The 15,231-nt window shown below is 39.1% G+C and carries 10 protein-coding genes, 3 tRNA genes and 1 riboswitch; of the genes, 10 read left to right on the forward strand and 3 right to left on the reverse strand.

Annotated elements, in window-relative coordinates:
• The first annotated feature begins 1,369 nt into the window (after nt 1-1,369).
• Both KH109_RS04130 and KH109_RS04135 read left to right on the forward strand, forming a co-directional pair.
• A tRNA-Trp gene (locus KH109_RS04130) sits at nt 1,370-1,445 on the forward strand.
• A 112-nt stretch (nt 1,446-1,557) separates the two neighbouring features.
• Nucleotides 1,558-1,634, forward strand: a tRNA-Arg gene (locus KH109_RS04135).
• 157 nt (nt 1,635-1,791) lie between these two features.
• Here KH109_RS04135 and KH109_RS04140 read toward each other — a convergent pair.
• Together KH109_RS04140 and KH109_RS04145 are read right to left on the reverse strand one after the other, a co-directional pair.
• On the reverse strand, nt 1,792-2,235 hold the full coding sequence (locus KH109_RS04140) for a hypothetical protein (RefSeq protein WP_156720037.1): 444 nt from the start codon (nt 2,233-2,235) through the stop codon (nt 1,792-1,794).
• Nucleotides 2,236-2,247: 12 nt separating this feature from the next.
• A complete protein-coding gene (locus KH109_RS04145; protein ID WP_295216118.1) occupies nt 2,248-2,523 on the reverse strand; it encodes a helix-turn-helix transcriptional regulator in 276 nt (91 codons plus the stop codon).
• Between the two features lie 219 nt (nt 2,524-2,742).
• A riboswitch (cobalamin riboswitch) is annotated at nt 2,743-2,915 on the forward strand.
• Nucleotides 2,916-3,394: 479 nt separating this feature from the next.
• On the opposite strand from KH109_RS04145, the gene KH109_RS04150 reads away from it, so the two are divergent.
• The 6 genes from KH109_RS04150 (at nt 3,395) to KH109_RS04175 (ending at nt 10,847) form a co-directional block, all read left to right on the forward strand.
• Nucleotides 3,395-3,479 (forward strand) — tRNA-Leu (locus tag KH109_RS04150).
• Between the two features lie 104 nt (nt 3,480-3,583).
• Nucleotides 3,584-6,880: a transcription-repair coupling factor gene (mfd, locus tag KH109_RS04155; RefSeq protein WP_295216121.1), complete on the forward strand. Its 3,297-nt coding sequence runs from the start codon at nt 3,584-3,586 to the stop codon at nt 6,878-6,880.
• Entirely contained in the window at nt 6,877-8,484 is a 1,608-nt protein-coding gene (locus KH109_RS04160) for a polysaccharide biosynthesis protein (RefSeq protein ID WP_295216124.1), read from the forward strand. The genes mfd and KH109_RS04160 overlap by 4 nt, the downstream gene beginning before the upstream one ends.
• Nucleotides 8,468-9,250 carry a nucleoside triphosphate pyrophosphohydrolase gene (gene mazG / locus KH109_RS04165; RefSeq protein ID WP_295216127.1) on the forward strand — a complete coding sequence of 261 codons (783 nt, stop codon included), beginning with the start codon at nt 8,468-8,470 and terminating at the stop codon, nt 9,248-9,250. Before KH109_RS04160 ends, mazG begins: the two co-directional genes overlap by 17 nt.
• Before the next feature lie 51 nt (nt 9,251-9,301).
• Nucleotides 9,302-9,601, forward strand: coding sequence for an HU family DNA-binding protein (locus KH109_RS04170; RefSeq protein WP_005385694.1), 300 nt, complete (start codon nt 9,302-9,304; stop codon nt 9,599-9,601).
• An 82-nt stretch (nt 9,602-9,683) separates the two neighbouring features.
• Nucleotides 9,684-10,847: a glycosyltransferase gene (locus tag KH109_RS04175; protein ID WP_295216130.1), complete on the forward strand. Its 1,164-nt coding sequence runs from the start codon at nt 9,684-9,686 to the stop codon at nt 10,845-10,847.
• A 129-nt stretch (nt 10,848-10,976) separates the two neighbouring features.
• Here KH109_RS04175 and KH109_RS04180 read toward each other — a convergent pair whose 3' ends face one another.
• Nucleotides 10,977-11,297 carry a hypothetical protein gene (locus tag KH109_RS04180; protein WP_295216133.1) on the reverse strand — a complete coding sequence of 107 codons (321 nt, stop codon included), beginning with the start codon at nt 11,295-11,297 and terminating at the stop codon, nt 10,977-10,979.
• 112 nt (nt 11,298-11,409) lie between these two features.
• Here KH109_RS04180 and KH109_RS04185 point away from each other — a divergent pair, with 112 nt between their 5' ends.
• Together KH109_RS04185 and KH109_RS04190 are read left to right on the forward strand one after the other, a co-directional pair.
• On the forward strand, nt 11,410-13,416 hold the full coding sequence (locus tag KH109_RS04185; RefSeq protein WP_295216136.1) for an ABC-F family ATP-binding cassette domain-containing protein: 2,007 nt from the start codon (nt 11,410-11,412) through the stop codon (nt 13,414-13,416).
• A gap of 132 nt (nt 13,417-13,548) precedes the next feature.
• Nucleotides 13,549-15,018, forward strand: coding sequence for a [FeFe] hydrogenase, group A (locus KH109_RS04190; RefSeq protein ID WP_295216139.1), 1,470 nt, complete (start codon nt 13,549-13,551; stop codon nt 15,016-15,018).
• Nucleotides 15,019-15,231: the final 213 nt, after the last annotated feature.

Consider the following 15,231-nt stretch of genomic DNA (forward strand, 5'->3'; position numbering starts at 1 on the left):
TGGAGACGGCCTGGGAGGATAGGAAGCTGCTGATTAAGCATAAAATAGAGGGTCAACCCTAAAGGGTTGGCCCTCTATTTTTGTGCTCTAACGAGCACAGCTCTCATACCTACTAGAGCCGTCTCCAGCCAAAGTTGTACAAGTATTATCTATGGATAGTAATCTGTAGGACGGCGTGTGAAACCTAGGGCAATAGGGCGTAAAGGAGCGCAGCGATGCATACGTCCATTGCATCAGGTTCGACGAAGCCCTAAACGATGTACCGTACATTAAACTGTTGTATTATATACTGTCATGGGCGAGTGTGATAGGAAGCCGCGTCTAATGGTAGGACGTAGATATATCTAATCAGTAACGCGGCACGTAGTGCCCATGTTACTGAACAATATAGGCTGTTGAGCAAATTCAATAATTTGTAACTATCTTTTGTTAAGGTACTCACACATATAAAGATCCCTTTAAGCCATCTTAAACTAGCTTATAGGGGTGATTATTTAGAGTTACGTTCTAAGTATTATATATCGATTAATACTAAAGTATCACTATATCTCTATCTCTATATATACTTATCCATAATATACCATCATCCTTCATTTTTAACTTTAAATATTTATCCGTAAACGTTAGTTGTATTATTCAATAGGTATAGACTTCTTAATGATATAAAAACAACAGTATAACTCAAATATTACTATTTTAATGGATATATCTATACATAATACTTGATTGATCAAAACAGTATATAAGACATTCTTTAATCAAATTTTTAACTAATCATTTTTATGTAATTAATATTGCTTTAATTATAAATTCTAATAATGACTATCTACTACATATTCTATTCATGCATAGTTTTATCTAGAAATTATATATAAACCTAAAAGCATAGGTAAATACAAGTTTTATAGCTATATTTGTAATGTTTAAATATGTACCAAAATTTACTCGTTTCATATATATCTCATAAAACTTTCACTATGTTTTCACATAGAATCTATATACTAGCAATAGTTGATTGAGATCAACTAAGGAAATGGAGGTCTACTGCAAATAACTTTTACCTGTCCCTTTTACAAATAATACAAACAACACAACACAAAACAATACAACACATAAAACAACACTTAAATACACAACAATACTCTCCCTGTGTATAAACAAAACAATACATATACAAAACTCTCTAATTATATATACCATCTCCCGTATATATAAAGGTAAAAGTTAGGTAGACATAAGAGCCCTTGAAAAAGGGCTCTTTTTCCTTTTAAATTCACTATTATTTCATTATTTTAAAGCGCTTTGTTTCTTGACATAGGGTCTATTTTTTGTTAAACTAATCAAGTATCAAGCACGGCTTGATGAACATAGGGGTATAGCTCAATTGGTAGAGTAGCGGTCTCCAAAACCGTTGGTTGTGGGTTCAAGTCCTACTGCCCCTGCCAAATTTGGATTGCGGTCTTCGGACCGCATGTCCATAAAATTACTCAAAAAAATATTAAAAAATGCTTGCATAGATTTAAGCGTTGTGTTAATATAAGTGAGTACCAAGTACATGACTCAGTAGCTCAGCTGGATAGAGCGTTTGACTACGAATCAAAAGGCCAGGGGTTCGAATCCCTTCTGGGTCACCAAATTAAAGCATCACAGTAATGTGGTGCTTTTTTATTTTATCTACTTATAGTAATAGTATAATCAAAAGGACTCTACATTCTAATCAGTAGAGTCCTTTATTATATGTATACTTTATATGGCGAGCTTTTAAAAATTGTCGATTAGATAATACTTAGATTATTTTAGCTGACCTGCAGCTACGGCAAGATCTCTCCAATAGATAGCTTGCATATAACCATAAGTATCTGGTTTTAAAGTAATCAATTTTGCTTTAGGTCGTTTTTCCTCGCGTAATACTCTACCTGTACGGGCATCGATAATATTACGTTGTTCTTGGACCCATTGAATTGTATCGGCATCTTGATCAAAGTAATAATGGTTTATGTACTCTGTCATATAATATTGAGCCCCTTGATGGCTATAGGTACGACCGATAATTTCAAATTTATTACCTTCACCAGCGATAACTTTAACGCGTTGTTCTGCGTAATAGTTTTGACCATTCATACGATATAAGTAGGCATAACCTCTTGCATTCTCTAAGTCAGCAATATTGACTGCTTGAGAGGGCAGGATGCCTAAGATTGTGAAAGCTGCTGCAATTAATAAACTACGCTTCATTTATTCTCCTTATTACTTTGCATGTGGCTGATCAGACTCAGCTACTACATGGACAACTAATTCTTGATCGGAAGGAATCTGAGCCAAAACTACAGGCATTGGTACACTCATAGCTGCGGCTATACCTTTAATTTGTCGCATCGCAACTGGTATTACAGTACCATCTTCTTGTAAGTTATTTTCTAAGGCTTCAATTTCTGTAACTGTTAAGCCTGCTTTTGTGGCGAAGCCTTCAACGGATACACCATTGGCTTCACGATATTCTTTAATGAAATCTCCGATATACATAGATTCCTCCTATTTTTAGATACCTTTATATTGTAATTAAAAATATCATATATGGCAATAGATGAATAAGAGATGAAATAGTAAAAGCGGTGAAGATATCTAAATAGTGTATAACTCATGTTTATATATGTATAAATTAATGGACAGTAAAATTGTAAATAAAATTACAAAAATAAATTGACTTAATACGATAGCGGTGTTAATATTAACTCATAGAAAACATCATATTTGGGAATAGGTGCTGAAAAGCATAATAGAGAAGCTGGTTAAATGCCAGCACGGTCCCGCCACTGTATGGTCGAGCGAGTCTAAATTAAGTCACTGGGAAACTGGGAAGGCTAGATAAGCGATGACGCCGAGTCAGGAGAACTGCCTATTCAACATTCACCATTTGACCTACGAGAGATAGGGAGGAGAAGTTAATGGCTCCTTTTTACGTACCCGTAAAAAGGATTTTTTAGTTCTATACAATCTTCATCATTTATGAGTTAGATTGTATTCGAAAGACCTAAATGTCGATGGCATGGTCATGGTGAATAATACCTTCTTGGTATTACCAGCATGACATGTGTTATGACTGTTAATATATTTTTATGGTAAATGTAGGGCATGCATTTATTCATCATCATCCTAAAAAAGAGGCTGACCCAGGATTCTAGTAGTTCGGATTCTGGGTCAGTCTCTTTTTCATTTTACAGTTTATATAATAACCAATATGTAAGGTTAAAATAAGAAAAATAGAATTAGTTATATAGTAGATATTTAATTAGTCATATAGTAGATATTTTAGAGGCAACATGAAATTTTAGTTAAATCTAAAAAAATGATTGACGATGAATTATATACATGATATTATTATTTCAGTTGAGACGCGGGAGTGGCGGAATTGGCAGACGCACCAGACTTAGGATCTGGCGCCTTACGGCGTGGGGGTTCAAGTCCCTTCTCCCGCACCAACTTTATTGCACCTTTTGAGGTGCTATTTTTTTTGCCTAAAAATGTTATAATAAATGAGTTAGAACTATTTATTTAAATAATCATGAATACTATATGGTGCAGTATGGATAATACATTAACTAAGCTGCTTTCACAGAACCCATCCTTTGTGGATGGGCTAAACGCATTTCAGCGGAAAGGAAAGTCAGTCATATATGGTCTAAGTGGGTCTCAAAAGAGTTTCCTCTTAAACCAAGCTTTTGCTACAGGTCTTACAAAGCCCGTAGTTATCGTAGTCCATGATAAGGACCATAAAGAGATGTGGGAACGAGATTTAGCCTTTTTCTGGCCTAATATCCCAGTCCTATCATTTCCTATAACTGACAATGTGGAGTTTACAACCACTGCTCGTAGCCTTGAAGATCAAGGTGCACAAATGCGTGCTTTAGCATTGCTAGCATGGCAAGAACCTGCCGTAGTTATAGCGAATGCAGAAGAGGTTACACAATATGTAGTATCTCCACAATATTTAAAAGGCCAGTCGTTACATTTTTCTTTGAATGATACGATTGATCGCGATACAGCTCTTGAACAGCTTGTTACAATTGGATATGAACGTGTAGACCAGGTGGAACAACGTGGTCATTTTGCCGTGCGTGGGGATATTCTAGATATTTATCCTGTTAATAGTGAACATCCAATACGAATTGAGTTCTTTGGCGATGAAATCGATACATTGCGGTTCTTCTCTGTTGAGAACCAACGTTCTATTGAACAAATTGATTCGTATACGGTGACACCGTTCTTCCTTGGTAAAAGTGATGCAGATTGCACCTTATTATCTTATGTGAAAGAAGGGACTCTCATCTATGATGAGCCCGGTCGTATCCAGGAAGCATTAAAGAAGTTCCTCAAGGAAGATCCTACACATCGGAAAAATCATTGCGACTGGAGTGAATTACAACGTACTGTAGAGGCTACAAATCAAGTAGCTTTCACATTTATGCAACAACGCTCTATTGGTCTACCTGGATTTAATCCAATCGGTATTCAAGGTAAGACGATGACGAGCTTTGAGCGTCAAATTCCACTCCTAACAGATGAAATTAAGCAATGGCATCGCCTAAATCATCAAGTTGTATTGGTATTAAATAACCAACAACGACGAGAAGGTATTGAACGAGCTCTTGAAGGTGAAGGGATTGCCTTTGTTCATAGTAAGGAATGGATTGCAAAACCTAATACGGTCGTTATTTTGCAAGGTTTATTGACCGATGGTTTTGAATTGCCAAATAGCCATTTAGTAGTTGTTGTAGAAGGTAATATTTACGGACAACAAAAACGTAAGCTTCGCAACAAGCCTAAAAAGGGCCAAGAAATCAATTACTTTACGGATTTAACACCAGGTGACTATGTAGTTCATAGCATGCATGGTATTGGTAAGTATATTGGCCTTAAAACGATAGAAACAGAAGGCATTCACCGGGACTATATTGAAATCGCCTATGCCGGAACGGATAAGTTATTCCTACCAGCAAACAATCTAGATCAGTTACAAAAATACATTGGTAATGAAGGTGATGTGCCGCGCATCCATAAAATGGGTGGCCGTGATTGGGCTAAGGTTGTTACAAAGGCCAAAAAATCCATCAATGATTTGGCAGATAAGCTCGTTGAGATCTATGCACAACGAGAAATTACAGAAGGGTTTGCATTTTTGCCAGATCAACCATGGCAGCAAGAGTTTGAAGACGCCTTCCCTTATGAAGAAACGGAAGACCAATTACAGGCTACAGCAGAAATCAAGGCATCCATGGAAAAACCTGTTCCTATGGATCGCTTGCTAGCAGGTGATGTAGGCTTTGGTAAAACCGAAGTGGCTATGCGTGCCATCTTTAAGGCCGTTATGAGTGGCAAACAGGTTGCGGTGCTCGTACCGACAACAGTTCTTGCACAGCAACATTTCCAAACCTTCTGGAATCGTTTTGCTCCATTTGGGGTCAAAGTCGATGTGCTCAATCGTTTCCGCAGTACATCTGAGAAGAAACAAGTGCTAAAAGGTGTAGAGGATGGCTCTATCGATGTTCTTATCGGCACCCATTCACTACTTAATAAAAAAGTAGTCTTTAAAGAATTAGGCATGCTTGTTGTTGATGAAGAGCAACGCTTCGGGGTAGCTCAAAAGGAAAAATGGAAAGAGTGGGCTAGTAATATTGATGTGCTCACCTTAAGTGCAACCCCAATTCCTCGGACCTTACATATGTCTCTTGTAGGTGTTCGGGAAATGTCTGTTATCAACACGCCACCAGAGGAACGATTGCCGGTTCAGACCTATGTGGTGGAATATGATATGAACATCGTTGCTGATGCCATCAAGCGAGAATTGGCACGGGGCGGACAAGTTTACTTCGTATATAACCGCGTTGCATCAATTAATCATATGGGTGAGTTATTAGAAGCAGCATTACCTGGTTTACGCTATGCTATTGCTCACGGTCAAATGACGGGCCGTCAAATTGAAGAAATTATGACGGATTTCTATGAAGGCCATTATGATGTATTATTGTCTACAAGTATCATTGAAACCGGCTTAGATATTCCTAATGCCAATACTATCATCATTTATGATGCGGACCGATTAGGTTTATCTCAGCTATATCAAATGCGTGGACGCGTAGGGCGTTCTCGTAGACGGGCCTATGCATACTTTATGTATCGACCTGACAAAATGCTTTCAGAGGCTGCAGAAAAGCGCTTGAAAGCTATTGAAGAGTTCACCGAGCTCGGTGCTGGCTTTAAATTGGCGATGCGAGATTTAGAAATCCGTGGGGCTGGTAATCTCTTAGGTTCACAACAACATGGTAACATCGCCTCTGTCGGCTTTGGTATGTACGTAAGTATGTTAGAAGAAGCTATTGCGAAGGCTCAACATAAAGAGGTAGAACGCGAGGTCTCCATTGATCCAGCCATCGACTTAGAGGTAGATGCCTTTATCGACGATGCATATATCAAAGATAGTGCCCGCAAAATTTCTGTATACCAACGATTGTTACATATTAAATCAAAAGAACAGCTTGATGATATGACAGACGAACTCATCGACCGGTTCGGTACGCCAACAGATCCGGTGGACCGACTATTGCGCATTGCCCAAATTAAAGAGCAAGCACGTTTACTTGGCATTAAAAGTATCGTCCGTAGAGATCAACAGCTTACTATCCATTGGCATGATGATTCTAAGATGGCCGATTGGGATATGGGGGCTGTACGAGAAGATCTATGGAAGAAGATGAAATTTGCAGACACCAAGCCAGCCACATTATATGTAAGCCTTAATGGCATGAAAGGTTCTATTTTGACCATTACGGAAGCGGTGATGAAGGCTCTTAGCCAGAAATCATCGTCTAAGGAGGGCCTATGAATCGATTTTTAAAGGGTGCTATGATTTTAACCTTAGCTGGGATTATCGTTAAGGTTATTGGTGCTTTCAGTAAAGTCCTTATTGCACGTGTTCTCGGTGGTGAAGGGATTGGCCTATATATGATGGCCTATCCGATTTATCAAATTATCGTTAGTATTTCCGCGGCTGGCATTCCTGTGGCCATATCTATTATGATTGCGGAAAAGCTAGCTAATGATGATATGCGTGGCGTACAACAAGTATTTTCCGTATCTTTAAAGGTATTAACACTGTTAGGCCTTGTATTTAGTGTTGCTTTATACGGTAGTGCGCAGTGGCTCATAGATTCTCATATTATTACAGATCCTCGTGCATTGCTTGCCATTCAGCTATTATCACCAGCAATCTTTGTCGTTACAATTTTGAGTTGTTTTAGAGGTTACTTCCAAGGCTTCCAATATATGGTTCCTACCGGGACTAGCCAAGTCTTTGAACAAATCTTCCGCGTATCCTCTATGGTGGGCTTAGCCTATTACTTCATTGATAGAGGGTTACACTTAGCGGCTGGTGGTGCAACCTTTGCTACATTCCCTGGCGTACTAGCGGGATTACTCGTATTAATTTACTTTTACTATCGTCAACGTCGTGTACGGGCGCAAATGTTGGCACAGCAGAATCCGAATGCTGTTGGTGAAAGTAACAGTTCTGTAGTGAAACGACTATTTAGTTTGGCCATACCTGTTTCGATGGCCAATATTATGCTGCCTATGGTATCCCTTATCGATACATTCATCGTCCCAAAGCGTTTGATGGATATTGGGTATTATCTCAATGAAGCGACCACACAATTTGGTTATCTTACAGGGATGGCTACATCGTTGATTGGATTGCCCATTATTTTGACTACATCTCTAGCAGCTAGTCTTGTCCCAGCTGTATCGGAAGCGCATGCCCAAGGTGATGTACATCGTATTGTGCAGCGCGCTGGGACAGCCATTAAAATTGCAAATATCTTTACTATTCCAGCCTGTATCGGCCTCTGTGTGTTGGCGACACCTATATCTAAACTGATATATGCAACGCCTCATGCAGGTCCTGTTATTGCTGTTATTAGCTTGAGCATTATATTCTTAGGTTGGCAACAGATTACAGCAGGCATCTTGCAAGGGTTAGGCAGAACTGTTATTCCTATGATAGCCATTTTTATTGGTTTGTTGGCTAAGACCTTCTTAGACTATGAATTGACAGGTACTATTGAGCTAGGCATTAATGGTGCTGCATGGGCAACGAATTTGAATTTTGCCATTGCGGCATTCATAAACTATATATTTGTTAAAAAATATGTAGGATCTGTACTTAATAAATTAGAGCTATTAAAAATTGTAGTGTCTGCCATGGCTATGGGCGGTGCTACACAAGTAGTATATGTGACTACTGTAGAGTTATTCGGCAATGGTGGTGCAGTGGCAGCGGCTATTATTGTGGCTGTATTTGTATATGGTTTATCCTTATGGTTAACAAAGGCCGTTGTAAAAGCTGATATGTATCATTTCCCTGTTATAGGCAAGCGCTTACAAGCTCGCCGAGATAAGGAGGAGGCTAAACTATATGAAGAACAATACTGATAAGCCTGTATCGGTACAACCATTAGTAGATGTAGTAAAAGCCTTGCGAGCTCCTAATGGTTGTCCTTGGGATCAAAAACAAACTCATGAATCGTTACGTCGATATTTCATTGAAGAAACTTATGAAGTAGTAGATGCTATCGATAATAAAGATATGGCTAATCTTCGTGAAGAACTAGGTGATGTATTATTACAAGTTGTCTTTCACAGTCAATTGGCTGAAGAAGCTGGTCAGTTTACATTAGAAGATGTAATTAATGATGTGACTCAGAAGATGATTAGTCGTCATCCCCATGTTTTTGACCCTGAAAATAATGAAAAATCATACAGTTGGGATGAATTAAAGGCACAAGAAAAGAAAAATATACAAAAATCTGTATTAGATGGTGTATCTAAAAGTTTACCTGCTTTAGTGGCGGCTTATAAGTTGCAAGAAAAGGCTGCGAAGCTAGGTTTTGACTGGGATGAGCTCGATCCGGTTTGGGCGAAAGTTTCGGAAGAAATGGATGAATTTAAGGAGGCTATTGCCCAAAAAGATAGAGAAAATATGGAAAAAGAAGCGGGAGATGTGCTTTTTTCCTTGATTAATCTATTAAGATGGTATAAAATAAGCGGTGAAAATGCACTAAATCGCACAAACACAAAGTTCCGACAGCGTTTTTTACATGTAGAAGCTTGTGTTAACCAAAGCGATCGCTCATGGGAAGACTTTTCATTAGCTGAGCTGGATGCTTTTTGGGAGGAGGCTAAAGTGCAGGAAAAGTAGCCTAGAGGTTTGCATGCTTCTTAGGTATAGTATTTTTAAGGAGGTTCTGTCATGAACAAAACAGAATTAATCGCAAGTGTTGCACAAAAAACTGAATTAACTAAAAAAGACGCTGAAAAAGCGGTAAAAGCTGTATTTGACACAGTTGCTGAAGAATTAGCTGCTGGCGGTAAAGTACAAGTTATCGGCTTCGGTACATTCGAAGTTCGTGAACGCGCAGCTCGTGAAGGCCGTAACCCACAAAACGGTAAAACTATTACAATCGCAGCTTCCAAATCCCCTGCATTCAAAGCTGGTAAAGGTTTGAAAGAACAAGTTAACGCTGCAAAAGCTAAAAAACGCAAAAAATAATCTTTAATGGATTGGAAAGAGACCTTTCGAGGTCTCTTTTTTTCGTCTATTTATGGTATAATGCACAGAGAAAGGGTGTACTATGAATAACGAAAGATCACGGAAGGTTCTCATCGTGTCCGCTTCTATTGGGACCGGACATATGCAGGCCGCCAGAGCCATAGAAGAATATTGGAAAGAGAAAGAGCCACAAGCGTCCATAACACATGTAGACTTTCTTGATACAGAAACCATGTCTGTAGAGCATTTGATCAAGGGCACATATATCAAGATGATTGACGTATTTCCTATGCTATATGATATGATTTACCGTGTATCAAAAGGGGAAAAACGAGGTACGATTTTGCAAACTGCATTATCATACCTATTGAAAAGCCGCATGCTTAAGTTGGTGCAACAAGAAGAACCAGATGTGATGGTATTTACTCATCCATTCCCATGTGGTGCAGCGTCTATCTTAAAACGTCAAGGTCATATCGATGTACCATTAGTGGCTATCATGACGGACTTTAGTAGTCATCAATTTTGGCTATATCCACAAATTGATACATACTATGTAGCTACTGAATCGATGGTAGATGAAATGGTATCGTCTGGTATCGATGCCTCACGTATCCATGTATCTGGGATTCCAGTGCGTCGTGCCTTCTTCCGTGATGCTATTGCAGAATATAGCTTAGAGGAACCCATAAAAGTGCTCGTTATGGGTGGGGGCCTTGGATTGGGTTCTCTAGAAACGGCATTAAAACACTTAGATGAAGTTAATGGCATTGGTGAAATTACCGTTGTAGCCGGTCAAAATACATCTCTTTATGAATCCTTAGTTACCCTTAGTGAATCTATGCGTACTAAGACTATTGTGTATGGATATACTACGAATATTTCGGAGCTTATGAAATCCTCTTCCTTGCTGGTAACAAAGCCTGGTGCATTAACCTGTATGGAGGCTGTTACAATTGGTTTACCTATGGTGTTCTTTAATGCTATTCCAGGGCAAGAAGAGGCTAATGCAGAGCTATTAGAGCAACGGGGTTGTGCTCGTTGGGCTCGTGATATTCATAACTTAGAAGATGTTGTGACAGCCCTTCTCATCAATTTACCACGACTTCAACAAATGTCTGAGCGCGCTCGTGAATGGCATGTTGATGGTGCAGCGAATATCGTAAATAGCTTAATTGAAATTCTAGATGCTACTAATACGGGCGAACCTGTTGAACTAATAAAAGCGGAAGAGTTTATTAACTAATCTCTTGTAGTGGCTAGTACGAATATAATTAGCTATTGGTAATGAGCGTATTTCTTGATTAGTAATATAGAGATATTAGTAGCTTTATATGAAATAAAAAGCGATGACCTTTAGGTCATCGCTTTTGCTTTATTGGTATTGTTCGATATGTTCTTGTCGAATTTTTTGAAGTGTTTCTAAGAATGTATCTGTGCTTTCAGCACCGTCCAACAAGTCTTTTAGTTGGTAGGAATCATCTAGGGTCACACTCCATTGGAAGGAGTCGTTATCGTCGTACACATTGAATACGATTGGCGTCTCTAAATCCTCTGGCAAATGACCGTCATCATCGGACACAGTTGCATAGGTGCCATCTTCTAAGAGCTCTGTAAATAATGTGTCATACCCATCGATATCGATAAGTTCAAAGTTGATAGTTTCATAAAAGTCTAAAACGATATCTGCTGCCATGTGGACCTCCTCATGAATATATACGTTACGTTTATTCTACTGACGGCGCCTGTTACTGTCAATGGTAATGTGTAGTATAATAAATAACAGAATGACATAATAGGAGCATACGATGAACGTTATTAGTTTACAAAATATAGAAAAATCATATGGCACGCGACTGCTGTTTAAAGATGTGAATATTACTTTCACCACAGATAAACGTTTAGGGCTTGTAGGGATTAATGGGACGGGTAAGTCTACATTCCTTAAAATTTTGGCAGCCCGAATGGAGCCTGATAAGGGTACCATTGAGCGGAATGGTAAGGCGAGTATTCATTATTTGGCTCAAACCCCAGAGTTTGATCCAGAATCAACTTTGCTAGAAGCTGTTCTTGATGGAGACCATCCTCGTTTGCGGATGGTGCAATCCTTTGAACGTATTAGTCGTGAATATCGTGAAATGCAAGAGTCTGGTAGCGAGGATAGTAAAATATCACGTAACTATATGAATGCGTTAGAACAAATGGATCAACAAGATGGATGGCAAGTAGAGCAAGAGGCTCGTATTATTTTAACTAAATTAGGTTTTCCTGAGATGGATCAAAAAGTGGCTATGTTATCTGGTGGTCAAAAGCGTCGTCTCGCATTAGGACAGGCATTATTATATCCTTGTGACCTACTATTGTTAGATGAACCTACAAACCATTTAGATGAAGATAGCATCGACTGGCTTGAGTCCTACTTAAGTGCTCGTCAAGGGGGCCTATTAATCAGTACTCATGATAGATATTTCCTCGACTCTGTATGTAATGGAATTTTAGAGCTTTCTAATCGTCGTATGTATCAATATGATGGTAATTACGAAGAATTTATTGCCTTGAAGGCGGATCGAGAGGCTCGCGAGGCCGCTACGGAAGAGAAACGCCGTCAGTTCTTGAAACGAGAAATCGAATGGGTACGTCGTGGAGCTTTGGCGAGAACCACGAAACAAAAGGCTCGTTTAGACCGCTATGAAAAACTTAAGAATATGGAGAAAACTAGACGTCCCGATCAAATGGATCCCATTGCTTTAAAAACGCGTTTAGGGAAAACCATTTTTGATATTGAACATTTAGAGTTCTACTTTGGTGAGCGCCCTATGATTAAGGATTTTACCTACCATGTAGTGCGTCATGATCGTATTGGTATTGTAGGCCCTAATGGTGTTGGCAAGTCTACCTTTATGAATATTCTTGATGGAACCTATGAACCTACAAACGGTACTATTGGTAAGGGCGAGACCGTTCGCATTGCCCATTTCAAACAAGAACTACCAGAGTTTGATGAAGATATGCGTGTTCTCGATTATATTCGTGAAGATCATTCCTATATGGTTCTGGGCGATGGTTCTACGTTGAGTGCTGGTCAGATTCTTGAACGATTCCTTTTCACACCAGAGTTACATGGTGTGCCGATTCGTAAGCTTTCAGGCGGTGAACGACGTCGCTTATATCTATTGAAATTGCTTATGAGCGCGCCTAATGTTTTATTACTAGATGAACCGACCAATGATCTTGATATTCCTACATTAGAGGTGCTAGAGGACTTCCTTGATTCCTTTAGTGGGGTCATTATCACAGTATGTCATGATCGTTACTTCTTAGACCGTGTTGTAGACAAACTCTTTGTTTTTAGTGGCGATGGTCAAATTGAAATTGTTCACGGCTCCTATTCCGATTACAAGGATTCTTTAGATGAAAGTAGTGGTGGAAAGCGCCCATTCTACATGGCCAATACTGATACATCTATTGCTTCTAAAACTGATAAAACTGACAAATCTGAAATTGGTACTGGCTCTGATGATTCATCATTAAGTACTTCGATAGATGGTAGTGATAGTAATATGGCTATATTTGGGGAAGATACTTTCAAAGAAACACCGAAGAAGGGACTCAATAAAGCGGAAGAAGCAGAGTATGCTAACATCATGGATGAGTTACCTAAATTAGAGCATTTAGTAAAGGGCCTCGATGTCATGATCAGTCAAGTTGCTACTGATTATGAAAAGATGCAATCCTTGATGGCTGAGCGAGAAGAGACTCAATCCCAAATAGATGCGCTCACAGAACGGTGGATGGAATTAGAAGAACGCCTATAATTCCTTGTATCATGCGATTTTTTAATATCTGTTATGCAAAGGAATTACATGTAAATTTATTGATAAAAATCACAATGTATAGTATAATTTCATCGATTAACGATAACAACGTTACCTAAGTAGGAGGAACTTATGAGTAAGTACCAATTTTTAGACCGTCGTGTACCTATTGAAGACGGCAATATTGCATTAGTTCAAGATTTATCCAAATGTAAAAACTGCTCCTTATGTCGTAAAGCTTGTGCTGTAGACATGGGCGTATTTGATTATTATGACTTAACAACTAATGGGGATCATCCAATTTGTATTCATTGCGGTCAATGTGCATCTATTTGTCCATTCGATTCCATCAATGAACGCTCTGAAATTGATGAAGTAAAAGCAGCTATTGCTGACCCTAATAAAATCGTCGTTTTCCAAACTGCACCTGCTGTACGTGTTGGCTTAGGTGAAGAGTTCGGTCTTGATGCGGGTACATTCGTAGAAGGTAAAATGGTAGCTGCTCTTCGTAAATTGGGTGGCGACTATATTTTAGATACAAACTTTGGTGCTGACATGACTATCATGGAGGAAGCATCTGAATTGTTGGAACGCGTTATCAATAGTGATGCGGTATTGCCTCAATTCACATCTTGCTGTCCTGCTTGGGTTAAGTTTGCTGAAACATTTTATCCAGAATTCTTGCCAAACTTGTCTACAGCTAAGAGTCCAATTGCAATGCAAGCGCCTACGCAAAAGACATATTTTGCTGAAAAAATGGGCCTTGATGCAAAACAAATCGTTGCTGTTGCAGTAACACCTTGTACAGCTAAGAAATTCGAGATTCGTCGTGACGAAATGAATTCCTCTGCTGAATACTGGGATGTACCAGAAATGCGCGATACAGATTACTGTATTACTACACGTGAACTTGCAAAATGGTTACGTGCAGAAGAAATCAACTTTGATGAATTAGAAGATTCTACATTTGATCCATTGATGGGTGAAGCATCTGGTGGTGGTATCATCTTCGGTAATACTGGTGGCGTTATGGAAGCGGCTATGCGTGCGGCTTACAAACTAGCAACTGGTGAAGATGCACCTCAAACATTGATCCCATTCGAAGCAATTCGTGGTATGGACGGTGCTCGTGAAGCAGACGTAGTGATTGGTGATAAAACATTACATGTAGCGGCTGTTCATGGTACAGGCAACTTGCGTAAGTTTATCGAACGCATGCGTGCAGAAAACATCCATTATGACTTCATTGAAGTAATGGCTTGCCGTGGTGGCTGTATCGGTGGTGGTGGTCAACCACGCGTTAAATTACCGATGGCTGATAAAGCTCGTGAAGCTCGCATTGCGTCCTTGTATACTCGCGATGCAGAGGTACAAGTGAAAGCAGCTTGTGATAATCCAGATATCCAAAAATTATATGCTGAGTTCTTCGATGGCAAACCTATGAGCCATAAAGCACATCACATGTTACATACAACATTTGTAAATCGCTCTGAAGACTTGGGTCCTAATGGTGCTTGTACACCTGCTACATGCCCAACATCTGTGCCTAACTTGAAAAAGGCCGCAGAAGCAGCTAAAGCTGCAGCAGAAGCTAATAACTAATAGGTAAAAAATAGTAACAGTAATAATTAACCGTATTTCTAACTGTTAACTGTTGTAATTCGTTGCTATATATTATACAAACTCGTATGTGGCTTAAGTTAAAAAGCAGATAGTTGATAATTAATCAGCTATCTGCTTTTTTATTATTGTCTTTAGACTTGTATTGGATGTTATGAAGAATCATAGAACTATTCATCTTACGAGTTATTGTGA

This window comes from Veillonella sp., from assembly GCF_018381775.1.
Taxonomy (GTDB): domain Bacteria; phylum Bacillota; class Negativicutes; order Veillonellales; family Veillonellaceae; genus Veillonella.

What these genes read in the sequence shown, in the direction of transcription:
- KH109_RS04145 (WP_295216118.1), bottom strand. Translation starts at nt 2,523, where the DNA reads ATGTATATCGGAGATTTCATTAAAGAATATCGTGAAGCCAATGGTGTA.
- KH109_RS04160 (WP_295216124.1), top strand. Translation starts at nt 6,877, where the DNA reads ATGAATCGATTTTTAAAGGGTGCTATGATTTTAACCTTAGCTGGGATT.
- KH109_RS04175 (WP_295216130.1), top strand. Translation starts at nt 9,684, where the DNA reads ATGAATAACGAAAGATCACGGAAGGTTCTCATCGTGTCCGCTTCTATT.
- mfd (WP_295216121.1), top strand. Translation starts at nt 3,584, where the DNA reads ATGGATAATACATTAACTAAGCTGCTTTCACAGAACCCATCCTTTGTG.
- mazG (WP_295216127.1), top strand. Translation starts at nt 8,468, where the DNA reads ATGAAGAACAATACTGATAAGCCTGTATCGGTACAACCATTAGTAGAT.
- KH109_RS04140 (WP_156720037.1), bottom strand. Translation starts at nt 2,235, where the DNA reads ATGAAGCGTAGTTTATTAATTGCAGCAGCTTTCACAATCTTAGGCATC.
- KH109_RS04170 (WP_005385694.1), top strand. Translation starts at nt 9,302, where the DNA reads ATGAACAAAACAGAATTAATCGCAAGTGTTGCACAAAAAACTGAATTA.
- KH109_RS04185 (WP_295216136.1), top strand. Translation starts at nt 11,410, where the DNA reads ATGAACGTTATTAGTTTACAAAATATAGAAAAATCATATGGCACGCGA.
- KH109_RS04190 (WP_295216139.1), top strand. Translation starts at nt 13,549, where the DNA reads ATGAGTAAGTACCAATTTTTAGACCGTCGTGTACCTATTGAAGACGGC.
- KH109_RS04180 (WP_295216133.1), bottom strand. Translation starts at nt 11,297, where the DNA reads ATGGCAGCAGATATCGTTTTAGACTTTTATGAAACTATCAACTTTGAA.